The sequence below is a fragment of the Ruegeria sp. BA2 genome, from assembly GCF_056539605.1.
The window spans coordinates 58,184-82,267 of the sequence record NZ_JBQFVE010000010.1; the positions used below are offsets into that span (position 1 = coordinate 58,184).

The following is a 24,084-nucleotide window of genomic DNA, read 5'->3' on the forward strand; positions in this document are numbered from 1 at the left end:
GCCCAGTTCTCGCCCAGATTGATCGCGATAAAGAGACAACGAACAGAAGACCTGGGGAACGAGAATGGATCGACTGACTGAAATGGAGGCCTTTTCCAACGTGGTGGACCAAGGTGGTTTCACCGACGCGGCCAAGAAAATGGGCATTTCCAAATCAGCCGTGTCCAAGCACGTCTCGAGCCTTGAGGCGCGGTTGGGGGCAAGGCTGCTGAACCGGACAACGCGTCGGGTATCACCAACTGAGATTGGGTTGGCCTATTATGACCGGGCGCGCCGGGTGCTGAACGACGCAGGCGAGGCCGATGCGCTGGTAACCTCGATGCAATCTGCGCCATCTGGTCTTCTGCGGATCAGTGTGGCCACAGATTTCGGCGTTAATCACCTGTCGCCTGTCTTGTCTGGTTTCTTGTCGGCCTATCCCGATATCACTGTGAACATGGTGCTGAACAACCGCTATGTTGAGCTGATTTCCGAAGGCTTTGACGTTGCTGTGCGCATTGGCGAGCTGGAAGACAGCACCCTGCGCGCCCGCAAGCTGACCGAAACGGTAAAACGCATGGTTGCGGCCCCCAGCTATATCGAACAGTTCGGTCGCCCGCAGAAGATCGACGATCTGAACGAACACAAATTGCTGCATTACTCCAGCCAATCCTCGGGCAGCGTGTGGAAGCTGACGGCACCTTCGGGTGAAAAACGTCAGGTCCGCACTGCTGGCTGGCTGAGCGTGAATGACGGGCAATCGCTGCTGAACGCGGCCATTTCGGGGCTGGGGATCGCACATCTGCCCAGCTATCTCTATGCTGACGCGCTGAAATCGGGTGAGGTGGTGGACGCAATGCCATCGCTACCGGATGAAGTTCAAGGCGTCTACGCAGTGTACCCGCCGGGCCGGTTTACCCAGCCCAAGGTTCGGGCTTTCATCGATTTCCTCGTCGAGTCCTTTGCGGAAAAGGGCCCGATGGACTGGTAAAATTCTCCCTACGGCACCTAGATGGCCCGTGCTGAATTGCACGGGTCTTTTTTATGGGCCGATCACCGAAAGACCCATGGTGCGCGCGACTGATCGCAGGCTTTCGGTCAGCACGGTTTGCCCGGGCAGCAGAGATTCGGTATTGCGCGACAGCAAGGCGATATCGCGGTTGGCGTTAGGGATGGACAAGGGGCGCAGGCGCACTTCGTCGCGGTAAATTCCCTGTCTGCGCGCATAAAGGTCCGGCAGAACCGCAACACCAACCCCAGAGGCCGCCATAAGTACGATGGAATCGAGCGTGGTGCCCTCATATTCATCCGACACCACTCCACCGCATTCCGCCGCAAGCGCATAAACGATGCGCGAAAGCCGATGGCTTTGATCCAGCGTCAGGAATAGCCGGTTTTGCAGGTCCTGCGCCGCGACGCCATGTAGATCGCGGGCCAAAGGGTCATCAACGGCAACTGCAACCCAGAGGGTTTCATTGAACAATCGCTGTTGAATCGTATTTGGATGGTCCTCGGGCGTCGACAAGATCAGATCAAAGCGTCCAGTCTTAAGGCCCTGTTCCAGGTCACGGGTGTTTTCTTCGCGCACAACGATGCGGAGACCCGGGCGTAGACGGTGTACCTCTTTGATGACCTGCGGCAGCAGATAGGGCCCGATCGAAGGCAAAACCCCAAGGCGTAGACGCCCGCCAACCGGCAAATCGCTGGACATCGCGTGGCGCAGGTCTTTGACCTCGGCAAGGATCTTTTGCGCGCGCGAGATAAAATCCTCACCTTTTGCTGTGACCTGCACGCCGCCGCGATTGCGATCGAATATTCGAACGCCAAGCTCTTGTTCTACCGTTGCAATCTGGGCCGACAGGCTGGGTTGACTGACGTTCAAAACGTCGGCGGCCAGACTGAAACGCCCCAAGCGGCTGACGGTGACGATATATTCCAGTTGGCGTAAGGTTGGGCGCATATATAGTTTATAACTATGTAAAAGTTAGAAAGATAGTATTTGGCGAAATCAATTCGACAAGGCACCTAGCCCCGAAACTGAGGGAACAGGAGCCTAAACATGCCCGGTGTGATTGAAACGTTGTCCAGCAACCTGCTGGTGCCAACCATATTGTTTTTTGCCCTTGGGCTGTTGGCGGCATTTGTACGCAGCGATCTCTCGATCCCGGCAGGGGCGGCGAAATTCATGTCGCTCTATCTGCTGTTGGCCATCGGGTTCAAAGGCGGGGCCAGCCTGGCCGCGCATGGCATCCACCTACAGCTGTTCTTGACCCTATTGGGCGGCGTTGCCCTGTCCTTTGCGATCCCTTTTGTGGCCTTTGGCCTGTTGCGGGTGATTACCCGGCTTGACCCGCTGAACGCGGCGGCGGTGGCGGGGCACTATGGCTCGATCTCGATTGTGACCTTTGTGACCGCCACCAGCCTGTTGGATCTGGTGGGGCTGTCCCATGACGGGTTCATGGTCGCCGTGGCCGCCGCAATGGAAGTGCCTGCGATCCTGTCGGCGCTGTGGCTGGCGCATAAGACCGGCAGCAACGGCGTGAAGGACGACAAGCTGTGGCGCGATCTGCTGGCCAATGGCTCGATTGTGCTGCTGACCGGAGCTTTTCTGATCGGAGCGATCACCGGGGGTGAAGGGATGCAGATGATTGCGCCCTTTATCGTCACGCCGTTCACCGGCATCTTGTGCCTGTTCCTGCTGGATATGGGCCTGTCGGCGGGGCGCAGCCTGATTGGCAACCGGGACAAGCTGTCGGTGGGTCTGTTTGCCTTTGGCGTGCTGATGCCTCTGATCGGTGCGCTGATGGCCTGGGCAGTTGGCGCGATGATCGGCCTGCCCGAAGGCAGCCTGTTCCTGTTCATGGTGCTGTCGGCCTCGGCCTCGTATATCGCCGTACCTGCGGCAATGAAGATCGCATTGCCCAAGGCGGAGGCGGGGATTTACCTGACATTGTCGCTGGGCGTGTCATTCCCGTTCAACATCACCATCGGCTTGCCGTTGTATCTGTGGTGGGTCAGTTGACCAACAAGACAGCCTCGACCCGGCGGTTGATATCGCGGCCTTCGGGCGTGGCGTTTGAGGTGATCGGGGCGAGGTAACCTGCGCCCTGCGCCTCGATCCGGTCGGCAGCAACTCCGTGGGCCTCGATCAGGCGGTCGCGCACCGCCTCGGCCCGTTTGGTGCTGACCGCAATATTGGCCTGCAGCGCGCCGGTGTCATCCGTGTGCCCGACCAGCGCCAAACGGGTCGAAGGATTATCGGCCAGATAACCTGCAATCAGGTTCAGCGAGGCAAAAGGCCCCTCGCCCAGCGCAACTTCGCCCGTGCGAAAGTGCAGATCGTCGAGGATGACGTGACCATTGCTGATGAGCTCACCAAGCAGACCCGCCGAGTTGTCCACCGTTTCTTCAATCACCAGTGGCGGCGCCGCTTGAGTGCCCACCGGGGTCACGCGGATCATTTGCACATAGCCGTCGGGCGGGTTGCGGCTGATCAGCAGGCTCAACACCTCGTCGCCTCGTGTGGCGGCCAGAAACCGATAGTCGTGGATCGCCACATACATGTCGGGGGTTGGCACAACCTCGGTGCCAAATCGGAAATCGAAACCACCGCAGGTGCGGGCCTCACACTCAAAGGCGATCTCGAAGCCTTGCGCCTGCAGCTGATCCCGTAGCGGAACGAGGATTTGCAGCGTTGTGCTCGAGCCCGCCTGCAGGCGCCATGTCAGACGCTCGACCTGACCCTCAACCGTGCGGTATGGCACGGTGCCATCGACAAACACACCGGTAGGCAGGTCATAGCTGTCCAGCGCGCTGGTGCGGTCTGATATCTGCCGGGCGCTGGCGGGCAGCGTCAGCTCCTGCGCCTGCGCAGGCACAGCCAGAAGAAGGCTAAGGAACAGGAATCGGATCATCGGAACTGGGCGTGATACTCGGGGTTCGGAACCATTGCGGTAGCGCTGGCGATGCGGTTGGTCATGTTGAAGAAACCGGCGACATTCACGATGTCCCAGATATCGCGGTCCGAGAACCCGGCATCTCGCAATTGCTGGCGATCAGGCTCTTCGATTGTGGTGCTGGCGGTGGTCATCTTGGCGGCAAAATCCAGCATCGCGCGTTGGCGCGAATCCAGCTTAGCGACGCGGTAGTTCATAACCAACATCTCGCCCAGTTGCGGATCACCCGAAAGCTGCCGCACCGCCGCTCCATGGGCCACGAGGCAATAGAAGCATTTGTTGATCGAAGACACCACGACCGCAATCATCTCACGTTCCAGCTTCGTCAGCCCGCTATCGGCCAACATCAGGTCGTTGTACATCGCGGTAAACGCGTTCAGCTTGTCGATGTCAAAGGCATAAGCTCGCAGCACATTCGGCACCATGCCCAGTTTCTCGACACAGATATCGAAGTATTTCTGCGTCTCGGGCGGCAGCGGGTCTGCCATTGGCAGGTTCAGGGCGGTGGGCATATCCTGTGCGTTCAATTCGCTCTCCTCAGATGCGCTGTCGGTAGTGGTATTCTCCGACGATCTCCATCCCCAGCGACTGGTAGAGCCCATTGGCCCCGTCATTCGCCTTGGTACAGATCACGCTAAGCGTCTTGGCCCCATTGTCCAGCGCCCAGAACGCCGCGGCACGCATGGACCACGCGCCCATACCGTGGCGGCGGTGATCGGGCAGGATTTCCAGCGCGTGCATCATGGCAACACCGTCATGAATCGCAACAAAGCCCGCACCCGCAGGCTGATCGCTGCGCCGCATCAACTGGCCGGTTTTAGGGCCCTTCGCCCGGTGCATGACGGCCAGCCGTTCCGGCCCGATCCCGCCCTGTGCCCAGATTTCGCGCATGATGGCCAGCGGTTCCCAGATGTTGAACACGGTCACGCGTGGGATCGGGATATCGGTCAACTGCTGCGCCGGGCAGGCGTAGATATTGACCGGGTCGAGAATGTCATAGCCCCGGTCGGCAAGCTGCGCGTCCAGCGCTTCATCCCCCGGCCACAGGCAGAAGATGCGCTTCTGCCCCATCGCCTGCATCGCGGCCTCAGCAGCGTCTATATCTGCGTTGGTTACCTCTCCGATACGGCTGGCGGCTGAAACGCGTGAGCCACCGCCCTGCCCCTGGCGCAACTTGAAGGCTCCTTGCGTCTGATAGGCCGCAGCGGGCCATGTGCCATCGACGATTGCGGCCCAATCGGTGCTCAAAGCTCGATCTCTTTCGCAAGGCGGGTCATCGCGGCATCAATGCGCCCGCCATCGGTGCCCCGCACCACGACATTTGCTCCAAAAACGCCATTCGTCTGAAACGGATAGCACCCGATGGAGAGGTCGTCGAAGTCTTCGGCCAGCACGGCCAAGGTCGCGGCGATATCACCCTCGCCCCGATCCACGCGAAGGGTTTGCGACAAGAGCGGGTTGCCCCCGGTCAATGAGGGCAGAACGCTGGCCACCATCGCTTGAAAAACCAGCGGCACCCCCGCCATGACGTGCACGTTCGAGATGGTAAAACCCGGTGCGGTCGAGACCGGGTTATCGATCAGATTGGCCCCGTCCGGAATACGCGCCATGCGTAGGCGGGCCGCGTTCAGTTCCAGCCCGGATTTCTCGTAATGCGCCTCAAGCAAAGCGCGGGCATCATCGCGCACATCGATATGCGCACCAAAGGCACGGGCAATGCAATCGGCGGTGATATCATCATGGGTGGGGCCGATGCCGCCGCTGGTGAACACATGGTCATGAGCCTGGGACAGTGCTTTGACCGCCGCCTCAATCGCCGGGGCGTCGTCGCTGACGATGCGCACCTCTTTCAGGTCGATGCCCTGCTTGGTCAGCTCAGCCGCCAGATAGTGCATATTGGCATCGCGTGTGCGGCCCGACAGGATTTCATCCCCGATCACCAGCATCGCAGCAGTTGGATTGGCCATGGAACGCCCTCCCTCTTGATCGACCGTTAGGGCAGGTATAGGCCCTAGGCCATGCGATTTGAAACCCCCCTTATCCCCGCCCGCCTGATCCGCCGCTACAAACGCTTTCTGGCCGATTGTACGTTGGAAGACGGGCGCGAGGTGACGGCCCATTGCGCCAATCCCGGCTCGATGATGGGACTGGCGGAACCGGGTGAGAAAATTTGGCTGGAGCCCAATGATGATCCCAAGAAAAAGCTGAAATACGGCTGGCGGCTGGTGGATCACGAGAACGGGCATTTCACCGGGGTCGATACCTCGGTCCCCAACAAGGCCCTGCGCGCAGCGCTGGAGGCGCGCGAAATCTCGGAATTGGCCGCCTATGAAACCTTGCGGGCCGAGGTCAAATACGGCGAGAGCAGCCGCATCGACTTCCTGCTGACCCAGCCCGGTCTGCCGGACGCCTATGTTGAGGTCAAAAGCGTCACCCTGTCCCGCCAGCCCGGTCTGGCCGAATTCCCCGACAGCGTGACGGCGCGAGGCACCAAACATCTGGGAGAGTTGACCAAGATGGCCGCGCAGGGCCACCGAGCGATTATGCTGTATCTGGTGCAACGCACGGATTGCGACCGGTTCGCGTTGGCTGAGGACATTGATCCGACCTATGCGGCGACGTTTGAGGACGCGCAGGCGCAAGGGGTGGAGCGGTTAATCTGCTGCACTCGCATTTCGCCTGACGGAGTCTGGTATGATCGAACACGAGATATCACCGCTTCAAACGGATGAGCAGCGCAACAGCTTCTTGGATTTTTCATCAATTCAGCCAGTCAACGATTATACCCGCTCCCAGCTTCTTTGCTGCGTGCCATTTCGGCGGAATCGTATCCCGGCCCGGGTTTATGAGGCACATGCGTCATTGGCGCAGCGACTCGTCTTGCCCTACGCACAAGCCAGATCACACCACACAAAGTGATAAGAATCAAAAGCCCTAAAACCAACAGGTTACTTATGCTCATGACATCATCCTTGTGTAAGCGGACATGAACACTATCTCTCTCGGAGATTTTGGTCAATTTAAGGTTCAGATATCACGGGTTGGAGGAATGTCATCCGGACTGTGACGCCGAGCCCTCTGGAACTTTCTGCACAAGCAGCGTAAAAGACATGCTGCGCGCAACATTTGGAGCCTCGCATCGATGAAAGAACATCGTGGCCGTCTGACCAAGGACGGTATCCGCATCTATGAACAGGGTGACTTTGCCGGGATGCACGCGGCAGGGGCGCTGGCTGCGCGGATATTGGATGACATTGCTGAACATGTCTTTGTCGGTCAAACCACCGGTGCAATCGACGGTCTGATCACTCAGATGGTCGAGGATGCGGGCGCGACCTCGGCGACGATTGGCTACAAAGGCTATCAGCATGCCAGCTGTATCAGCGTGAACCATGTGGTGTGTCACGGTATCCCCGGCGACAAAAAGCTGAAGGATGGCGACATTCTGAATATCGACGTCACCGTCATTGTTGATGGCTGGTTCGGCGATACCTCGCGTATGTATGTGGCAGGCAAACTGCCGCGCAAGGCGGAACGCCTGATTCAAGTGACCCATGACGCGCTGTTCAAGGGCATCGAGATGGTCAAGCCGGGCAATACGTTCGGTGATATTGGCCACGCGATTCAGGCCTATGTTGAGGCACACCGGATGAGCGTCGTGCGCGATTTCTGCGGCCATGGGCTGGGCCGTGTCTTCCACGCGCCGCCTAACGTTCTGCACTATGGCCGCCCGGGCACCGGAGCCGTGTTGGAAGAGGGTATGTTCTTTACCATCGAACCGATGGTCAATCTGGGACGGCCTGAAACCAAGACACTGGCCGATGACTGGACTGCCGTGACCCGCGACAAGTCTCTGTCGGCGCAGTTTGAGCATTCGGTCGGTGTAACGGCAGATGGAGTTGAGATCTTCACGCTCTCGCCGGGCGGCAAGTATCACCCGACCTATTCGTCCTGATCGCTCGCCTGATCGCGTAACAGTTTCAGAAGCAATGTCTCATCCCGCCACGGTATCACCGCGTCGTTGATGAAAATCGGCGCACGCAGCGGCTTGCTTGGCGGTCCTGTCGCGGTGTCGCTATCCGTCGAAAAGGCCCAAAGCGGAGGTGTAATGGCGCGGTCCATGCGCCGACCATAACATGTTTTTCGGTCAGAGTCCCAAAAGCCCAGGCACGTGTGACATATCCGTGAAAACCTCAGCCCCGAGTGCAGACAACCGCGCGCCGTCGTCATGGGCGGCATAGGCAAGGCAGCGCATATTGGCCCGTATCGCAGCGGTCACGCCGTTTTCACTGTCTTCGATCACAACCGGGGATTTGGCATCGAAATGCTGCGCGGCGGTCAGAAACAGCGCTGGATCAGGTTTGGCGCTGCCCAGCATATGGGCTGAGAACACCACTTTACTGAACCGCTCCCATAACCCGTTCTGACCCAGAGTGATCTGCATTTTCTCGGGCCGACCATTTGAGGCAACACAATAGGACATGCCGCTTGCGTCGAGTTGTGCCAGCAATTCGGGAATGCCGTCGATCAGCGGGGTGCCTTCGCGCAGTCTGGCATAGATTTCGGCGTAGATTTGTTCGGTCCAGTCATCCGGCAGATCCGCACCCATCTCGCGCGCTTTGTTGCGCACGCCCGACATGGTACCGCCGACAAACATCGACATACAATCGCTCAAAGTCAGGTGCAGGCCATATCCGGCGAGATTGTCGACCATGACCTGATTGGTGGTAACCTCGCTATCGACCAGAACACCGTCGCAATCAAAGATGACCAGATCGTGCATTTCAGCCCCCGGCTCGCCACATCATGGAAATATGTGTGTCGCTGTATTTCCGCGTGTCGTGCAGCGTGAAGCCTTCGGGCGCGGTCATGGGGGCGTTCTCCTCCCAGACGATCAGGGCGTCATCGGCCAGCCATCCACCTTGGATCGCCGATGTCAGCGCCTTTTGACCCAGGGCTTTTCCGTATGGTGGATCAAGGAAAATCAGATCGCAGGCCGTTGCCGGATTTTCGCCAAGCCGGGTCGCATCGCGGCGGATCAAAGTAGTCTGGTTGGCGCTTCCGGTCAGGTCGATATTCTTGCGGATCAGACCTTGTGCAACCCGTCCGTCATCGACAAAGGTAACGTGAGTTGCACCGCGCGACAGCGCCTCAAGCCCCAATGCACCGGTGCCAGCGAACAGGTCCAGCACGTGCAGGTCATCAAAGTCGATCTGGTGGTTCAGGACGTTGAAAAGGCTTTCCCGCACCCGGTCGGTGGTGGGCCGAAGATGTGCACCCGCATCGCCCTTGCCGACCGAGGCCAAGGCCCGGCCCCGGAACTCTCCGGCGATGATCCTCACGCTTTGAGCAACGGCTTCAGGTCCGCCTCAGGATCGGCAACAACAGCGGGATCAGCGGTCTTGCCCGCATCGATCAGGCGTTTGCCGACCATATAAGCGCGCGGGTCATTCATGGCGTCGACCGCGATCAGCTGATCGCCCTTATAGTACCAGAAGGACACCGTCGCGCCCTCACCTTTGCGAGTCACGACGCGGTCATAGCCAGTGTTCAGGCCAGCGATCTGCAGCTTGACGTCATATTGATCTGACCAGAACCATGGCGTTGCGGTGTAATCCTTGGCGGCGCCCAGCATATTCTGAGCCACAATCTCGGCCTGATCGATGGCGTTGGGCACGCTCTCCAGTCGGATGCGACCTTCGCCATGCGGGAACGAGGCGCAATCACCTGCCGCCCAGATCGACGGGTCCGAGGTGCGGCCATGGGCGTCGGTCTTGATGCCGTTGTCCAGCTCGAGCCCTGCAAGCTCAGCCAGATGAGTCGATGGCGCAATGCCAACGCCAACCACGACAAAATCCACCTGCAACTCGGTGCCATCGGTCAGGACTGCGCCCGTCACGTGGCCAGCCTCGCCAACCAGACGATCTAGCCCGACACCTTCGCGAATGTCAGCGCCGTATTCGGAATGCAGCGCGCGGAAATAATCGCTGGTCTCTTTCGCGGCGACGCGCTGCAGGATGCGGTCGGCCATCTCAACCAAAGTCACTTTGACCCCACGCTTGGCACACACCGCGGCAGCCTCAAGCCCGATGTAACCGCCCCCTACGATCAGCGCGCGCGCACCGTCGACCACCCGAGGCTCCATCTCGTCGATATGAGCCAGATCGCGCACCACATGTACGCCTTCAAGATCGCCTCCGATTGCTGCAGGCAAGCGGCGCGGGTCGGAGCCAGTGGTCAGAGCCAGTTCGTCATACGAGATCACGTCATCGCCGACGGTCACTGTATTGGCATCCGGATCAATCGCCGTCACAGGCTGGCCCAAGCGCAAAGTGATGTTGTTCTCGGCATAAAAGCTCTCGGGCCGCAGGAACAGGCGTTCCAGTTCCATCTCACCCAGCAGATAAGCCTTGGACAAGGGCGGGCGCTGATAGGGCAGATGCGGCTCGGCTCCGATCAGCGTGATATCACCCTCGAACCCGTCCTTGCGCAGCCGCGCCACCAAAGAAGCACCGGCCTGGCCTGCCCCGATCACGACGATATGGCTCATGTTGTGCCCACCTTGCAGAATACCCATGGTCTATCAGTTGCGACCACCTATATTGCGACAAAGCCCGACTCTGCAAATCCAAATGACAGGAGCCCAAAAATGATTTCAACAGGTGACATGCTGCCCGAAGCGACGCTGACACAGATGGGAGCCGAAGGCCCTGAAGAGGTACGGATTTCAGACAAAACCAAAGGGCGCAAAGTTGTGATCTTTGCCGTGCCTGGCGCGTTTACCGGGACATGCACAACCGCGCATGTGCCCAGCTTCATGCGAACCAAGGACCAGTTCGATGCCAAAGGTGTGGAAGAAATCATCTGTATTTCGGTTAACGATCCGTTCGTGATGGGTGCCTGGGGCGAAAGCACCGGCGCGACAGCGGCCGGACTGACCATGCTGGCTGACGCGGCGTCTGAGTTTACCAAGGCCATCGGCATGGATTTCGACGCACCACCGGTGGGTTTGCTGGCACGGTCCAAGCGCTATGCGATGCTGGTCGAAGACGGCAAAATTGTTGCATTGAACCTGGAAGAAAACCCCGGTGCTTGCGAAATCTCGGCCGGTGAAGGGCTGCTTGAATCCATCTGATCTTTGCTGGCCCCGGCACCGTCGGGGCCACATGAAGCGCATTTAACTTGATGCAACGTCCCGATGTGCCAATACTTGGCCCATACATCGTGGGAGTTCATTGATGCGACTGAAATTAATCACTTTGTTTCTTGGCAGCGCCGGCGCCCTGGCAGCCTGCGGTCCTGCCCCCACCCCCCAGCAACAGGCGGCACGGCAGCATGAGATCGCTTGCCTGAGCGGCACCATCGGCGGTGCGCTGATCGGCGGGGTGATCGGCAATCAATTTGGTGGTGGTTCGGGCAAGACCATTCTAACCGCAGCGGGCGCTGCTGCCGGTGGTGTGTCTGGCGAACGTTACGCGTGCTGAGGAGACCAGAGATGAAACGAGTACTGATTGTCGCCGTCGCCCTCATGATGACCGGAGCCGCAAATGCCGAGAGCGTCAAGGAACTGCATGAGGCCGAGCTGAACAATATCGACACCAACAATGATGGTTTCTTGTCCAAGGATGAATTCAACGCCTTTTCCGACTATGCGTTTCAGGCGATGGATGAGGATAAGAACGGCACTCTGGGCCTGAGCGAAGCCAAGCCGTTTTTGGATATCAAGCAGTTTCAGGCTGTTGACCGGAACGGCGATAGCCTTATTTCCAAGGCAGAGTATGCCGCCCAGATGCAAAGTGATTTCGAAGCTGCAGATCAGGATGGCAATGGCCAATTAGACTGAGCGCCAACCCCGTTGGCAGGAGCGCGTCATGAAGAAATGGATTTGCCTTGGCAGTTTGGCGGTGTTGGCTGCATGTGACGTACCGCAAGCTCCGGTGGTGACCGGCCCTGACGGGCAGGTGCAGATTCAGATCAATACTGCTGGTCTGACCTGCTATGAAAATCGGTGCCTGGACATCAACCCGGCGGCCCGCAGCGTGCGGTCCGTCGGCACCCGAACCATCAGGATTCCGGGCAATATCAGTGTCAGCGATGGCACGATCACCCCAGCCGAGTTCAAGCAGCTGGGAACAGCAACATTGCTGGCCGGTGGCATAGGATCACCCGACAACCGCTAACAGGCTATCCATCTTGCGGGCCAGCTTAGCATCCTGTGCAGACAGACCGCCGACATCATGAGTCGACAACACCACCTCGACCGTGCGGTAGACATTCGACCACTCGGGATGGTGGTTCCATTTCTCGGCCCAGATCGCCACCTGCGTCATCCAGCCAAAGGCGGCGACAAAATTATCGAAGATGAAGGTCTTGGTGATCGCATCGCGGTCTTCGACCATAGTCCAGCCATTTCTGAACAGCGGGTCCAGCAGCGGGCCGCGGGTCTCGGTTGACAGAAGTTCGGTCATTGCTGTTCCTCCGGGTTCGATTTCCTGAACGGGCCATAATCCGTCAGAATCTCGATCTCTTCTCCCACTGCGTGGGACTCGGCGTCCAGATATTTCTGAACCGCATCAGCAAAACCCGGATCGCCAACCCAATGCAAGCTATGCGTGCGCGTTGGCAGATAGCCGCGCGCCAGCTTGTGCTCGCCCTGTGCACCGGCCTCAACCCGGGCCAGGCCTTCTGCAATGGCAAAGTCGATCGCCCTATAATAGCACAGTTCGAAATGCAGGCAGGGGTGATGCTCGACACAGCCCCAGTAGCGGCCAAAGAGCGTTTCCCGCCCGATGAAGTTCAACGCCCCTGCGATGGGGTATCGGTTGCGTTCGGCCAGCACCAAGGCGATGTCATCCCTCATGGTTTCCTGAGCGATATCAAAGAATTGCCGCGTCAGATAAGGTGAGCCCCATTTCCGCGCGCCGGTGTCCTGATAGAACCGCCAAAAGGCATCCCAATGCTCGGGCCGCAGATCATCGCCGGTGATGGTGCGAATCTGCCCGCCGAAATCGCAGGCCTGCGCGCGTTCTTTTTTGATATTCTTGCGTTTGCGCGAGGACAGGGCGGCCAGAAACTCGCCAAAGTCGGTGTACTCGTCATTCAGCCAGTGAAATTGCTGCGAGTGACGCACCATCAGGCCCATCTGTTCCCCTGCCAGCGCCTCGGCTTCGGTGCAGAAAGTGGCGTGCAGGGAAGAAATCCGGTTCTCGGCAGCCAGTTGCACCGCCCCTTGCACCAAAGCCGAGATGCCAACCGCATCATAGCTAGGTCGCACCAAAAACCGCCGACCGGTTGCAGGTGTAAAGGGCACCGCAATCTGCAGCTTGGGATAATACCGCCCGCCCGCGCTTTCATACGCATGGGCCCAGCTGTGATCGAAGATATATTCGCCCTGAGAATGCGATTTGGCATACATCGGTGCCGCCGCGATCAGCATCCCATCCAGATAGGCCGTCAGATATTGCGGTTGCCAGCCAGTTCCTGGCCCGACCGAACCGCTTTCTTCCAAAGCCAGCAAAAACCGATGCGTTGTGAACGGATCAAGCGGGCGCCCGCCATCTGACGCCTCGGGGCAGGCGCAACTGTCCCAATCGCCCGCGGAAATCTGCGAGAGCGATGATAGAACCCGAACCTCAATCTGTGCCTGATCCATGTGCCCTCCGCGCTGTTCCTTTATCTGTGATCGCGCACAGCGGGATCAAGCGGGATGTTCGGCCAGATAGCCTTCGAAGGTCACATTATCGGCAACCCTGCGCGCCTCGGCCTCTTCTTTGGGCGAGCGGATGGTCCAGCACAGGATCGGCACACCCTGCGCCTTAAGCTCAGCGACCCGAGGGCGATCAAGATCAGAGGCTTCGTGGCTGATGAAACTTGCGCCAACACGATCGAAATCGGGAATATTGCGCAGATGATCGCAAACGGTCTGCGGCAAAAGCTCGACCTTGGGATCGTAAGAACTAGTGACAAGACCGCGTGGAAGATGTGGCGCAAGGCGCGCAAGCTCTGCAACCGCATGCGGATTGAATGACATCAGGGCGACTGGCCCGGCGTAATCTTTCAGCACATCAACGACATCCGCTTCCAATGGACCAATATCAGGACCCATTGCGCCATCCTGATCCTTCAATTCGATCAGGAGAGGCACGCGGCCAGCAACAAGGTCCAGCACCTCTGACAGCAAGGGGATGCCTTCGCCGTCAGAATTCAGCAGTGGCCGAACCTGCGCCTGCGCCGCCGTGATCTGTTGGATCGGACCCGGCTGCCCGGTCAGGCGGGTCATGTCATAGTCATGAAACACCATGGCGCGGTTGTCGCGGGTGCGCTGCAGATCAATCTCGATCCCGTAACCGGCCTCTATCGCAGCGCGAATGGCGGCCATGCTGTTCTCGGGCCGCTGATTGGCGACATCATGCAACGCCCGATGTGCTATCGGGCGTTGCAGAAATGCAGAAGGCAGCGAGGGCGTCATTGAACCTCGAAGATGCCTTCGATTTCAACCGCGACACCCAGTGGCAGCGAGGCTGCGCTGACGGCTGAACGCGAGTGACGACCGGCGTCGCCCAGCGCCTCGACCAGAAAATCCGAAGCCCCGTTAATCACCTGCGGCTGCGCGGTGAAATCAGCGGTCGAGTTCACAAACCCGGTCAGCTTGATCACGCGCACCAGCTTATCGATATCGCCGCCGCAGGCCGCTTTGACCTGAGCCAGCAGGTTGATGGCGCAGACTTTGGCGGCAGCTGCACCTGCCTCGACATCCATGTCATCACCCAGCTTACCGGTAATCAGATCATCCGCCTTGGAAATCTGGCCCGAGACATAGACGATGTTGCCGATGCGCACGAAAGGAACGTAGTTCGCTGCGGGCGCAGGCGCGTCCGGCAGGCTGACACCCAGGCTGTCCAGTTTTGCTGCGATGCTCATGTGGTTGATCCTCATCTCATAGTGATTCCGCGCGGACGCTAACCGGGAACGCAGGTTTCGGAAAGCGGGAAAGCGGTATTTTTCCCATTGCCTGCGAACTGGGCAGGTCTCCTCTTATTCAGGAAGTGTTGAATTCCAGCCACTTTACGGCATCCCACTGGATAAGATAAACGCGAGTTGTTGTTTCATATTCTGCGCGAAACCTATATGTGAGACCAATTGCGCCACCATGAGCGTAACGGCCGTATTGATTGAAGGCTCGGCACACCACCGGGCGATTTTCGGAGTAACGAAGACAGTGCCACGCTACATCCGCCTGAAGCACCTGATCATTCTAGCCCTCATGACGGTTTTGTCGGCCTGCGCGACGCAGCCTCAGGACGCAGCAGCACGGGGTGAGATTTTTGACCCCTATGAAGGGACCAACCGCGGCATTCACAAGTTCAATCTGGGTGTCGACCGTTTCTTGTTCCGGCCGGCCTCGAAAGGCTATGTGAAGATCGTGCCCGATCCCATGGTCACCAGTTTCAATCACTTTGCCGAAAATCTGACGATGCCCGGGCAGGCGCTGGACTATCTGCTGCAAGGCAATCTGAAACAGTCCGGCAATGCGCTGCTGCGCTTTCTGATCAACTCGACCGTGGGCGGCTTTGGTCTGTCTGCCCCGGCGGATGAGCTGAACCTGCCCCCCGTCGACACGGATTTCGGCGAAACCCTCCATGTCTGGGGCGTGGGCGAAGGTGCCTATGTGGAACTGCCCTTCTACGGCCCGTCCACCGCGCGCGATGCGGTTGGCGTTGTGGTCAACCTGTTCTCGAACCCGATCAACTTTAGCCCGACCCGCCCAGTCGACAATATCGGTGTCTATGCCGAAGTCGTACGGCGCATGGGGGATCGCGGACGGTTCTCGGACACGGTCGATTCGATTCTGTATGAAAGTGCAGATAGTTACGCGCAGGCGCGCACGATCTTTTTGCAAAACCGCCGCTTTGAACTGGCAAGGGATGATGAGGACGCCTATCTGGGTTTGTATGACGATCCCTACGCCACCACCGGGACCGACCCTGTCAGAGACCCCTATCTTGACCCGTATGAGGACCCCTATGCTGAATAACCTGTTGAACCGACGTCGTTTTGTGGCCACCGCCCTGACCGGGATGACAGTTGTCGCATTGCCTCTGCCCGCCTTTGCGCTGACCGAAGCGCAGGCCAAGCAATTGGTCAACAGCGTGGTGGCCGATATCACGCGGATCATCGACTCGGGCAAATCCGAGAACGCCATGCTGCGCGATTTCCAGAAGATTTTCGTGCAATACGGTGATGTGCCGATCATGGCCCGCTATGCGTTGGGGGCAGATGCACGCACAGCATCCTCGGCGCAATTGCGCCAATTCACCAAAGCGTTCGAAGGGTATATCTCACGCAAATACGGTCGCCGGTTCCGCGAGTTCATCGGCGGAGAAGTCACCGTGCGCAACGCCCGCAAGATCAAGACCGGATACGAGGTCAGAACCTCGGTCAAGCTGCGTGGCTCTTCCCCGTTCGAAGTAACCTTCCTTGTGTCCGACAAATCGGGGCGCGGCAAGTTCTACAACATGTTCATCGAAGGCGTGAACCTGCTGCTGACCGAACGCACCGAAATCGGCGCCATGCTGGATGCGCGCGGCGGCGATCTGAACCGTCTGATCAAGGATCTGGGTAAGACAGGGTAAGCAAAGTTTCTAATCCAGCCCAGCCATCGCCCGGCCCGTCCGCGCGGTGGCTTTTTTATTCAGGGGACAGGCTTGTGCGCGATCTGGCTGACATAAGACATGTAGCCAAAGAACGTATTTGCTGACACGCGCGCCCGGGCCTCGGATTTCAGCGCCTGTGCCGTTTCGGGATGTAGCAACCCAGTTTCCGCCATTCGGTCCGCACCCCTATCAATGACGGTGAGGAAGTAAGTCGCCTCGCCCTCGGCAACATATCCGTGCCCCCGGCGGCGGCCCAGTTCAAACCCGGCCTGCGTCAGCAATCCGCCTATCTGACGGATGATCCAAAGGTTGGTGACGTTCTGATTGATCATGAACCGGACAAGCTGATCCATAGGATCATAATCGGCGATCTGTGCGGTGGCGGTGTCATAATCCCCATCACAAATCGCAAATATCCCACCGGGTTTCAGTATCCGAAACGCCTCGGAAATCACATCTTCAGCACCCGGTACATGGCACAACAGGGTGTGCGCCAGAACAAGGTCTACAGAATTGTCTTCCAGGCCGGTCGCTTTGGCATCACCGGTCTCAAAAACGAGGGCGCCTTCGTTTGCAAAGCTGTTGCGGGCACGTTCGACCATGACTGGCGAAGGCTCTATGCCCAGCGCGCGCTCCACTCCGGCGACTGACAACAGCTCATGCGTGACATGGCCGGTGCCAGAACCCAACTCAACCGCGAAACCACCATCCGGGACGAGTAGGTCGCTCAGGTATGCATTTCTGATTTCTTTTTGCGCCGGTTCCAGACACCGGGCTTCCATCGCCTCAGCGATACGTTCCTGAATCGAGATGTCTTGGCCAGCAAGATCGGAGTATGGATCGGACATAGCGCGCCTCCCTTCGCTATGTCCCAAGTTTAGCACATTTCAAAGTGACCGGCCAAAACCGACCACATTTGATGTGCTGCGGCTTTAATTCAGCCGTTCACCCGTTTCCTTGGCAAAGTAAGACACCTTGCTCATGTCAAAAGCGAGGTTCAGCATCTGACCGGCCTGCGCGCTGGTTTCGGCATGCAGGCGCGCCGTGACCTGTTTGCCGCCCAGTTCCGAGACCACGTAAGTATCGGCCCCTGCGGGTTCGACCATATCGACCATACAGGCGGCCTCTTGCACGCCTGCCCCGGCACGGAAACCGGCCTCGGCGATGTCTTCCGGGCGTAGACCGAGGATGACATCCTGAGGCAGTTCCGGCGCGCGCGCATCGGTTAAGACCAGCGTATCCCCGGTTTCCCGCGCGATTGAAATCTGCGTCCCCGAACCATTGTTCGACGCCTGCGCCGGGATCAGATTCATCGCCGGAGAGCCCATGAAATCCGCCACAAACAGGTTGGCCGGGTTGTTGTAGATCTCGGCCGGGGTGCCAATCTGCTGTACGATCCCGCCTTTCAGCACAACGATCTTGGTGGCCAGCGTCATCGCCTCGATCTGGTCGTGGGTCACGTAGACGATCGAGGCATCCAGTGTTTGGTGCAGCTTCTTAATCTCGGTCCGCATCTCGACCCGCAGCTTGGCGTCAAGGTTCGATAGCGGTTCGTCAAACAGGAACAGCTTGGGATCGCGCACCAAGGCTCGCCCCATCGCGACCCGCTGACGCTGACCACCCGACAATTGGCTGGGGCGACGGTTCAGCAAAGGTTCGATCTGAAGCAGCGAGGCGACCTCTTTCAGCTTGGCCTCCTGCGTGGCCTGATCGACCCCGCGCACCTTCATGCCAAAGGTGATGTTCTTGGCCACCGACATGGTCGGGTACAATGCGTAAGACTGGAACACCATCGCGATGTCGCGGTCCTTGGGGCTGACGTGAGTCATGTCATTGCCGCCGATGGACAAGGTGCCACCGGTGATTTCCTCAAGCCCTGCAATGCAGTTCAGCAGGGTGGACTTACCGCAGCCCGAGGGGCCAACCAGCACCAGGAAGTCGCCCGGTTCGATCGAGATGTTGATGTCTTTCAGAATCTCGGTCGCGCCGTAATTCTTGTAGAGATTATTAATATCAAGGATGGGAGCCATGGGTCTTATCCCTTCACTGAGCCAGCGGTCAGGCCGCGGATGAAATACTTACCGGCAACGACATAGACGAGCAGCGTCGGCAGCCCCGCGATGATCGCGGCAGCCATGTCGACGTTGTATTCTTTGACGCCGGTGGTGGAGTTTACGATGTTGTTGAGCGCAACAGTCACGGGCTGTGTCCCTGCCTGACTGAACGACACGCCAAACAGGAAGTCGTTCCAGATTTGCGTGAACTGCCAAATGACGGTCACCACGATGATGGGCAGCGATAGCGGCAGGAAGATCGACCAGAAGATCCGCATAAACCCGGCCCCATCAACGCGCGCTGCTTTGGTCAGCTCAGCCGGGATGGTGACATAGTAGTTGCGGAAAAACAGCGTGGTGAAGCCCAACCCGTAGATGACGTGGACAAAGATCAGGCCCGGAATGGTGCCTGCGATGCCCATCATGCCCAGCAGACGCGCCATCGGCAGCAGAACAACCTGGAACGGGATGAAGCAGCCAAACAGCATCAGCGAGAAGATGATGTTGGCCCCTTTGAACCGCCATTGCGCCACGACATAGCCATTCAGCGCGCCCAACAGGGTCGAGATCGCCACCGCAGGCACCGCGATCAGAACCGAGTTCCAGAAATAAGGCCGCAGCCCTTCGCACTGGATACCGGTACAGGCACCAGACCATGCAGTTTTCCAGGCGTCAAAGCTGACTTCGCGTGGCAGTGAGATCAACGAGCCTGTGCGTATTTCCTCAAGGCTCTTCAGCGATGTGGTCAACATCACGAACAGCGGCATCAGGTAATACAGCGCGAAGAGGCCCAGCAGGACGTAAAGCAGCCAACGCAGGGCGATCTTGCCTGTGGCGCTCTGGGTGCGGGTTTCGGTTTGGGGCATCGACAGATCAGTCATTTTTCGCCCTCAGCTCTGAATAAAGATAAGGAACCACGATGGCAAAGACGACCAGCATCATGATCATCGCGGATGAAGCCGCCTGACCAATATCACCGCGCGAAAAGGCCATGGCGTACATGTAGGTGGCTGGCAGATCGGTCGCGTAGCCCGGACCGCCACCCGTCAGGGCGATGACAAGGTCAAAGCTTTTGATCGCGAGGTGCGCCAGCACGATGAAAGCCGACAGGAAGATCGGGGCCATCGACGGGATGATGATCGCCGTATAGATGCGCCATGTGGGGATACCATCGACCTGAGCGGCCTTGATGATCTCACCATCAACCGACCTCAAACCGGCCAGAAACAGCGCCATGACAAAACCCGAGCTTTGCCAGATCGCGGCCATCACAATGGTGTAGATGGCGTAGTCGGGGTTCACCAGCCAATCGAATTCGAAATTTGTGAAGCCCCAGCCCTGCACCATGGATTCAATGCCCAGACCTGGGTTCAGTATCCACTTCCACGCTGTGCCGGTCACAATCATCGACAGCGCCATGGGGTACAGGTAGATCGTGCGAATGGCCCCTTCGACGCGGATCTTCTGATCCAGCAGGATGGCCAGCAACAAGCCCAGCACCATTGCGATCACGATGAACAGCGCGCCAAAGATGTAAAGGTTATTGATTGCCGTGTCCCAGCGGGGGGACTCGAACAGGCGTTCATATTGAATGAAGCCTTTGATTTCGTACTTCGGCAATAGTTTCGATCGGGTCAGCGACACCCATGCGGTCCATCCGATAAATCCGTAGACAAAGATCAATACGGCGATGAACGACGGTGCCAGCACCACCTTGGGCAGGTGGTTTTCCAGCCATTCGGACATTTTAGCCTCCGGGGAAAGGTGCTCTGCCCCTCACTATAGGGGGCAGAGCGATTTGGATCAGTAGCTGTTTGCCACTGCGGCCGACAGTTGCTGAACCGCGTCAGCTGACGACATATCCGAGTTGAAATGCGCGGTCACAACATCAGTGATCGCACCAGACTGCGCACCGCGCAGAGCCATACCGTGGGCGTAAGACGGCAACAGCGAGCCACCTGCCGAGGTCGAGCCCATATCTTCCGCCGACAGGTTGGCGCAGATATCAAAGTCTTCCAGGCCTACATCGGTCCGCGCAGGGATCGAACCTTTGTTCAGATTGAACACTTTCTGGAAGTTCGGTGCAACGATCAGCTTGGCCAGAAGGTCCTGACCCGCCTTCTTGTCGTCACCTTCCACATCGAACATGGCAAAGCTGTCGACGTTGTACAGATATCCGTCACCGGGGGTCGAGGCGCACAGAAAATCTTCGCCGGGCTTTTTGCCAGCGGCCAGGAATTCGCCCTTGGCCCAGTCACCCATGATCTGGAACGCCGCTTCACCATTCATGACCATCGCAGTGGCCAAGTTCCAGTCACGGCCCGAGAAGTTCTCGTCCACGTATCCGCGCAGGGTGCGCATCTGGTCAAAGACCTGAACCATCGTATCCGAGGTCAGCGCTTCGGGATCCAAATCAACCAGCGCTTTCTGGAAGAACTCGGGTCCACCAATGCCTAGAACCACGGTCTCAAAGACGGTTGCGTCCTGCCATGCCTGACCACCATGGGCCAGCGGGATCACTCCAGCGGCCTGCAGCTTATCAGCAGCAGCGTTGAACTCGTCCCAAGTGGTCGGCATCTCGATGCCGTTAGCAGCCAGAACATCCGCATTGGCCCAGATCCAGTCCACGCGGTGCACGTTCACAGGTGCCGCACACCATGTGCCTTCGCACTGCATGTGGCCCGCGATGGATGCAGGCAGAACGTCCGCCCAGCCTTCGGCCTCGGCCACTGATGAGATGTCAGCCAGAACGCCTTCCTCGTACCATTCCTGAATGGCCGGGCCTTTCAGCTGAACAGCAGTCGGCGCGTTGCCCGCCAGAACGCGAGCACGCAGCGCGGTCATCGCCGCATCACCGCCACCGCCCGCGACCGGCATATCGGTCCAGGTGCCGCCGTTCGAGGCGAACTCTTCTTGCAATACCGCGACCGATTTCGCTTCGCCACCCGACGTCCACCAATGCAGAACCTCAGCCTGTGGTTCGGCCACAACAGCCGATCCGGCGACAATGGCCAGACTCGACACAGTGGCAAATGCAAAACGCTTCATTTTTTGGTCTCCTCCCTGAGAACTCTGTGCCACCCAGTAGGCGGCGATGCTCGATATAGCGCTAACAGATTGTCGCCTGGCAACGCGTAATCCCAAGCAAAACCCCGACAAGCTGGAAATTTTCACCGCTTTTGTTACCCCGTGTTACGTTGGGCTTGAATCCGTTTCCATTCGTTACAATTGGCGGACGCGGAGGAAATTGAGGAGGAGAATCAGAGTGGGCATTCCCCGGCTCTTGGTGGTGGACGACGATTCAGAGATGCGGTCGATGATGACCCAGTTCTTTCAGCAGAACGGGTATATCGCGCTGCCTGCCAGTTCCGAACATGAAATTCGCACGCATCTGACCTCGGGCCGGATCGACCTGATCCTGCTGGACGTGATGCTGGGCGATGAGAATGGCGTTGAGATTTGCGCTCGGTTGCGAGCCGAGCAGGATGTACCAATCATTCTGGTTTCGGCCCTGTCGGCGGATCATCAGCGTATGGCGGGCTATGAGGTTGGTGCGGATGATTACATTGCCAAGCCGTTCAACCCGCAGCTTTTGCTGGCCCGGGTCCGTGCGGTAATGCAGCGGGCGCAACGCACGCCTTCGCTGGCCTATCGCCGCCGCACCCGTACCTTTCACTTTGATGGTTGGGTCTTTGACGGCAAGCGCGACGAAGTGCACTCGCCCGAGGGCTATCTGGTCTCCCTGTCGCAACGCGAAACCGCCTTGCTGAAAGTTCTGCTGGCCAACCCGCATATCCCGTTAACGCGGGATGAGATCGCCGCCGCGCTGGATGTTACCGGTGAGGCCGACAAGCCCGAGGCGCAAGGCCGCGCGATTGACATGCTGGTGGGGCGCCTGCGCTCGAAGATCGAGGCCAATCCCAAAGAGCCACAAATGCTGCGCACCGAACGCGGGGTCGGATACCTCTTTACCGCAAGTGTCTCGGTGGACGAAGACGCATGACCCTGCGGCTGCGCAGTTTTGGATGGGTATGGACCCTGTCCGCCTTTACGGCCGGGCTGGTCGCCGCCGGGATGTGGTTTGCATCAGCTCAAGCGTGGAACCGGCATTTGACCAAAGCCTTTGTTGCTGGCTTCACGGTTTACGAAGATCTGCGAACGGGTACGGCGCCACCGCCTGGCCTGTCGATTTCCCCCTTGCCTGCCCCGGCCGCCGCGCTGGCGGATATGGGAGAGTTCCAGCAAATGCCCGGCTTCTCTGGCCGCAGCTTTGTCACCAATCTGTCGATCCTGACCGACAGTTCATCCCCCCTAAGCGGGCGCGAACTAACGCTGGCGGTGTTGTCGGATCAACTGGTCTATCCAGTCTCGGATATTGTGTCGGGCAGCGATCAAACCGGCCCCGAAAAGATGGGCAACCTGACCCGCCTGCTGGCGACCTATTGCAGCGAGCCGATCCTGATCGCGCAGTTTGGACGTGGGGTCTGGCAGCAGGTCGATGGCACTGAAATCTGGGGCTGCAAAGCCGCGCCGGTTGATCTGCGGTTGCCTGCCATATTGATCGGGATCGTCGCGCTGGCGGTGTTGTTGACCTCGGTCGGGAATGTCTCGGACAGTTTCACCCGCTTTGCGCAGGCCCTTGGCGACCGCAAGCGGCGCGGCGGGCCGCAAAGCTATGATGCGGACGGGCCCGAAGAGCTGCGCGATATTGTTGCCGCTGTGAATGACCACTTGGACGCCGAACGTGCTCAGCTTGAAAAACGCGCCATTGTGTTATCGGGCGTAAGCCACGATCTGGGGACGCCTGCAACCCGTGTCCGGCTGCGCGCGGCGCTGATACCCGATGACGAGCTGCGCGAAAAGCTTGAGGCCGATGTGGACCAGATGACCGGTATGATCGAAAGCGTGCTGACCTATACGCGATCGGAACTAAGCGTCGAGGAGCCGCGCCAGATCTCTCTGACCTCTTTGGTCGAGTCGCTGGTGGCCGACTATCAGGACATGGATCGGCCTGTCTCACTGAAGGAGATTGAACCGGTGGCCGTCGAGGGCGCGCCTTCTGTCTTCATGTCGCGCCGTGGGCATGGATCGCTTCCGGAAACACGGCGCATTCTGGTGATGGGGCGCCCGATTTCATTGAAACGCGCACTTACAAATCTGATCGACAATGCATTGAAATACGGACGCAGGGCTGAGGTGGCGCTAGAGACCGATGCCCAAACTGCCACGATCATTGTCGAGGACAAGGGCACCGATATTTCAGTTGAGGATATCGAGGCTCTGCTGGCCCCGTTTCAGCGCGGATCAAATATCGGATCATCGGATGGGTTCGGATTGGGCCTAACCATCGCCAGCACCGTCGCCGAGCAGCATGGCGGAACACTGAGTTTCGAAGCCGGAGAACAGGGTTTGCGCGCCCGTCTTCAGATAACCCGGCAATAG

Annotated in this window: 30 protein-coding genes; 12 read left to right on the top strand and 18 right to left on the bottom strand. The window is 58.6% G+C overall.

Annotated elements, in window-relative coordinates; all coding sequences use genetic code 11:
• The first annotated feature begins 64 nt into the window (after positions 1-64).
• Positions 65-970, top strand: coding sequence for a LysR family transcriptional regulator (locus ACR0NN_RS18470; protein WP_170725214.1), 906 nt, complete (start codon positions 65-67; stop codon positions 968-970).
• A 51-nt stretch (positions 971-1,021) separates the two neighbouring features.
• Here the strand turns inward: ACR0NN_RS18470 and ACR0NN_RS18475 are convergent, their stop codons facing one another.
• A complete protein-coding gene (locus ACR0NN_RS18475; RefSeq protein WP_170725213.1) occupies positions 1,022-1,939 on the bottom strand; it encodes a hydrogen peroxide-inducible genes activator in 918 nt (305 codons plus the stop codon).
• 99 nt (positions 1,940-2,038) lie between these two features.
• On the opposite strand from ACR0NN_RS18475, the gene ACR0NN_RS18480 reads away from it, so the two are divergent.
• Positions 2,039-3,001, top strand: a complete 963-nt coding sequence (locus ACR0NN_RS18480) for a sodium-dependent bicarbonate transport family permease (RefSeq protein ID WP_170725212.1) — start codon at positions 2,039-2,041, stop codon at positions 2,999-3,001.
• On the opposite strand, the gene ACR0NN_RS18485 is transcribed toward ACR0NN_RS18480, so the two are convergent.
• The 4 genes from ACR0NN_RS18485 to ACR0NN_RS18500 are packed head-to-tail and all read right to left on the bottom strand — an operon-like array spanning position 2,994 to position 5,902.
• Positions 2,994-3,893 (bottom strand): OmpA family protein, encoded by a 900-nt coding sequence (locus ACR0NN_RS18485; protein WP_170725211.1) that lies wholly within the window; start codon positions 3,891-3,893, stop codon positions 2,994-2,996. The genes ACR0NN_RS18480 and ACR0NN_RS18485 overlap by 8 nt on opposite strands.
• The gene (locus ACR0NN_RS18490) at positions 3,890-4,447 is read right to left on the bottom strand and encodes a peroxidase-related enzyme (protein ID WP_170725271.1); all 558 of its coding nucleotides are present in this window, start codon (positions 4,445-4,447) and stop codon (positions 3,890-3,892) included. Before ACR0NN_RS18490 ends, ACR0NN_RS18485 begins: the two co-directional genes overlap by 4 nt.
• Before the next feature lie 25 nt (positions 4,448-4,472).
• Positions 4,473-5,183, bottom strand: coding sequence for a GNAT family N-acetyltransferase (locus tag ACR0NN_RS18495; RefSeq protein ID WP_170725210.1), 711 nt, complete (start codon positions 5,181-5,183; stop codon positions 4,473-4,475).
• Positions 5,180-5,902 carry a molybdopterin-binding protein gene (locus tag ACR0NN_RS18500; protein WP_170725209.1) on the bottom strand — a complete coding sequence of 241 codons (723 nt, stop codon included), beginning with the start codon at positions 5,900-5,902 and terminating at the stop codon, positions 5,180-5,182. Before ACR0NN_RS18500 ends, ACR0NN_RS18495 begins: the two co-directional genes overlap by 4 nt.
• Before the next feature lie 51 nt (positions 5,903-5,953).
• Between ACR0NN_RS18500 and sfsA the strand changes: the two genes are divergently transcribed.
• Both sfsA and map read left to right on the top strand, forming a co-directional pair.
• The gene (sfsA, locus tag ACR0NN_RS18505; protein WP_170725208.1) at positions 5,954-6,667 is read left to right on the top strand and encodes a DNA/RNA nuclease SfsA; all 714 of its coding nucleotides are present in this window, start codon (positions 5,954-5,956) and stop codon (positions 6,665-6,667) included.
• A 410-nt stretch (positions 6,668-7,077) separates the two neighbouring features.
• Positions 7,078-7,890 carry a type I methionyl aminopeptidase gene (gene map, locus ACR0NN_RS18510; RefSeq protein WP_170684298.1) on the top strand — a complete coding sequence of 271 codons (813 nt, stop codon included), beginning with the start codon at positions 7,078-7,080 and terminating at the stop codon, positions 7,888-7,890.
• Here the strand turns inward: map and ACR0NN_RS18515 are convergent.
• From ACR0NN_RS18515 to ACR0NN_RS18530, 4 genes are read right to left on the bottom strand one after another with little or no spacing between them, the layout of a single operon-like run.
• Positions 7,878-8,057, bottom strand: a complete 180-nt coding sequence (locus ACR0NN_RS18515) for a hypothetical protein (protein WP_170725207.1) — start codon at positions 8,055-8,057, stop codon at positions 7,878-7,880. The two genes, map and ACR0NN_RS18515, sit on opposite strands and share 13 nt — an antisense overlap.
• 25 nt (positions 8,058-8,082) lie before the next feature.
• Positions 8,083-8,718, bottom strand: a complete 636-nt coding sequence (locus ACR0NN_RS18520; RefSeq protein WP_170725206.1) for an HAD family hydrolase — start codon at positions 8,716-8,718, stop codon at positions 8,083-8,085.
• Position 8,719: 1 nt separating this feature from the next.
• Positions 8,720-9,277, bottom strand: coding sequence for a 16S rRNA (guanine(966)-N(2))-methyltransferase RsmD (gene rsmD, locus ACR0NN_RS18525; RefSeq protein WP_170725205.1), 558 nt, complete (start codon positions 9,275-9,277; stop codon positions 8,720-8,722).
• Positions 9,274-10,485, bottom strand: coding sequence for an FAD-dependent oxidoreductase (locus ACR0NN_RS18530; protein WP_170725204.1), 1,212 nt, complete (start codon positions 10,483-10,485; stop codon positions 9,274-9,276). The genes rsmD and ACR0NN_RS18530 overlap by 4 nt, the downstream gene beginning before the upstream one ends.
• 99 nt (positions 10,486-10,584) lie before the next feature.
• Here ACR0NN_RS18530 and ACR0NN_RS18535 point away from each other — a divergent pair, with 99 nt between their 5' ends.
• The 4 genes from ACR0NN_RS18535 (at position 10,585) to ACR0NN_RS18550 (ending at position 12,115) form a co-directional block, all read left to right on the top strand.
• A complete protein-coding gene (locus tag ACR0NN_RS18535) occupies positions 10,585-11,070 on the top strand; it encodes a peroxiredoxin family protein (RefSeq protein ID WP_170684302.1) in 486 nt (161 codons plus the stop codon).
• A gap of 103 nt (positions 11,071-11,173) precedes the next feature.
• A complete protein-coding gene (locus ACR0NN_RS18540) occupies positions 11,174-11,419 on the top strand; it encodes a glycine zipper 2TM domain-containing protein (RefSeq protein WP_170684303.1) in 246 nt (81 codons plus the stop codon).
• Between the two features lie 11 nt (positions 11,420-11,430).
• Complete coding sequence (locus tag ACR0NN_RS18545) at positions 11,431-11,778, top strand: EF-hand domain-containing protein (protein ID WP_170725203.1); 348 nt, start codon at positions 11,431-11,433, stop codon at positions 11,776-11,778.
• A gap of 28 nt (positions 11,779-11,806) precedes the next feature.
• On the top strand, positions 11,807-12,115 hold the full coding sequence (locus ACR0NN_RS18550; protein WP_170725202.1) for a hypothetical protein: 309 nt from the start codon (positions 11,807-11,809) through the stop codon (positions 12,113-12,115).
• On the opposite strand, the gene ACR0NN_RS18555 is transcribed toward ACR0NN_RS18550, so the two are convergent.
• Genes ACR0NN_RS18555 through ACR0NN_RS18570 form a run of 4 tightly spaced genes read right to left on the bottom strand, consistent with a single transcriptional unit; the run spans position 12,098 to position 14,855 of the window.
• Positions 12,098-12,403 carry a 4a-hydroxytetrahydrobiopterin dehydratase gene (locus tag ACR0NN_RS18555; RefSeq protein ID WP_170684306.1) on the bottom strand — a complete coding sequence of 102 codons (306 nt, stop codon included), beginning with the start codon at positions 12,401-12,403 and terminating at the stop codon, positions 12,098-12,100. The two genes, ACR0NN_RS18550 and ACR0NN_RS18555, sit on opposite strands and share 18 nt — an antisense overlap.
• On the bottom strand, positions 12,400-13,587 hold the full coding sequence (locus tag ACR0NN_RS18560) for a GNAT family N-acetyltransferase (protein WP_170725201.1): 1,188 nt from the start codon (positions 13,585-13,587) through the stop codon (positions 12,400-12,402). The genes ACR0NN_RS18555 and ACR0NN_RS18560 overlap by 4 nt, the downstream gene beginning before the upstream one ends.
• A 45-nt stretch (positions 13,588-13,632) precedes the next feature.
• Positions 13,633-14,403, bottom strand: coding sequence for a glycerophosphodiester phosphodiesterase family protein (locus ACR0NN_RS18565; protein WP_170725200.1), 771 nt, complete (start codon positions 14,401-14,403; stop codon positions 13,633-13,635).
• Positions 14,400-14,855, bottom strand: a complete 456-nt coding sequence (locus ACR0NN_RS18570; RefSeq protein WP_170684309.1) for a RidA family protein — start codon at positions 14,853-14,855, stop codon at positions 14,400-14,402. The genes ACR0NN_RS18565 and ACR0NN_RS18570 overlap by 4 nt, the downstream gene beginning before the upstream one ends.
• A 343-nt stretch (positions 14,856-15,198) precedes the next feature.
• Here ACR0NN_RS18570 and ACR0NN_RS18575 point away from each other — a divergent pair, with 343 nt between their 5' ends.
• Together ACR0NN_RS18575 and ACR0NN_RS18580 are read left to right on the top strand one after the other, a co-directional pair.
• Positions 15,199-15,969, top strand: coding sequence for an MlaA family lipoprotein (locus ACR0NN_RS18575; protein WP_170725270.1), 771 nt, complete (start codon positions 15,199-15,201; stop codon positions 15,967-15,969).
• On the top strand, positions 15,959-16,567 hold the full coding sequence (locus tag ACR0NN_RS18580) for a Tgt2/MlaC family protein (RefSeq protein WP_170725199.1): 609 nt from the start codon (positions 15,959-15,961) through the stop codon (positions 16,565-16,567). The genes ACR0NN_RS18575 and ACR0NN_RS18580 overlap by 11 nt, the downstream gene beginning before the upstream one ends.
• A 59-nt stretch (positions 16,568-16,626) precedes the next feature.
• Here ACR0NN_RS18580 and ACR0NN_RS18585 read toward each other — a convergent pair whose 3' ends face one another.
• The 5 genes from ACR0NN_RS18585 to ACR0NN_RS18605 all read right to left on the bottom strand — a co-directional run bounded on the left by ACR0NN_RS18585 (position 16,627) and on the right by ACR0NN_RS18605 (position 21,690).
• Entirely contained in the window at positions 16,627-17,436 is an 810-nt protein-coding gene (locus ACR0NN_RS18585; RefSeq protein WP_480685279.1) for a methyltransferase domain-containing protein, read from the bottom strand.
• A gap of 84 nt (positions 17,437-17,520) precedes the next feature.
• Complete coding sequence (locus tag ACR0NN_RS18590) at positions 17,521-18,618, bottom strand: sn-glycerol-3-phosphate ABC transporter ATP-binding protein UgpC (protein ID WP_170684312.1); 1,098 nt, start codon at positions 18,616-18,618, stop codon at positions 17,521-17,523.
• A 5-nt stretch (positions 18,619-18,623) separates the two neighbouring features.
• On the bottom strand, positions 18,624-19,523 hold the full coding sequence (locus ACR0NN_RS18595) for a carbohydrate ABC transporter permease (protein ID WP_170725197.1): 900 nt from the start codon (positions 19,521-19,523) through the stop codon (positions 18,624-18,626).
• Positions 19,516-20,388 carry a carbohydrate ABC transporter permease gene (locus ACR0NN_RS18600; protein ID WP_170684314.1) on the bottom strand — a complete coding sequence of 291 codons (873 nt, stop codon included), beginning with the start codon at positions 20,386-20,388 and terminating at the stop codon, positions 19,516-19,518. The genes ACR0NN_RS18595 and ACR0NN_RS18600 overlap by 8 nt, the downstream gene beginning before the upstream one ends.
• A 57-nt stretch (positions 20,389-20,445) precedes the next feature.
• Entirely contained in the window at positions 20,446-21,690 is a 1,245-nt protein-coding gene (locus ACR0NN_RS18605; protein ID WP_170725196.1) for an ABC transporter substrate-binding protein, read from the bottom strand.
• A 217-nt stretch (positions 21,691-21,907) separates the two neighbouring features.
• Here ACR0NN_RS18605 and ACR0NN_RS18610 point away from each other — a divergent pair, with 217 nt between their 5' ends.
• Together ACR0NN_RS18610 and ACR0NN_RS18615 are read left to right on the top strand one after the other, a co-directional pair.
• Complete coding sequence (locus ACR0NN_RS18610) at positions 21,908-22,645, top strand: response regulator transcription factor (RefSeq protein WP_170613366.1); 738 nt, start codon at positions 21,908-21,910, stop codon at positions 22,643-22,645.
• Complete coding sequence (locus ACR0NN_RS18615; protein WP_170725195.1) at positions 22,642-24,084, top strand: sensor histidine kinase; 1,443 nt, start codon at positions 22,642-22,644, stop codon at positions 24,082-24,084. The genes ACR0NN_RS18610 and ACR0NN_RS18615 overlap by 4 nt, the downstream gene beginning before the upstream one ends.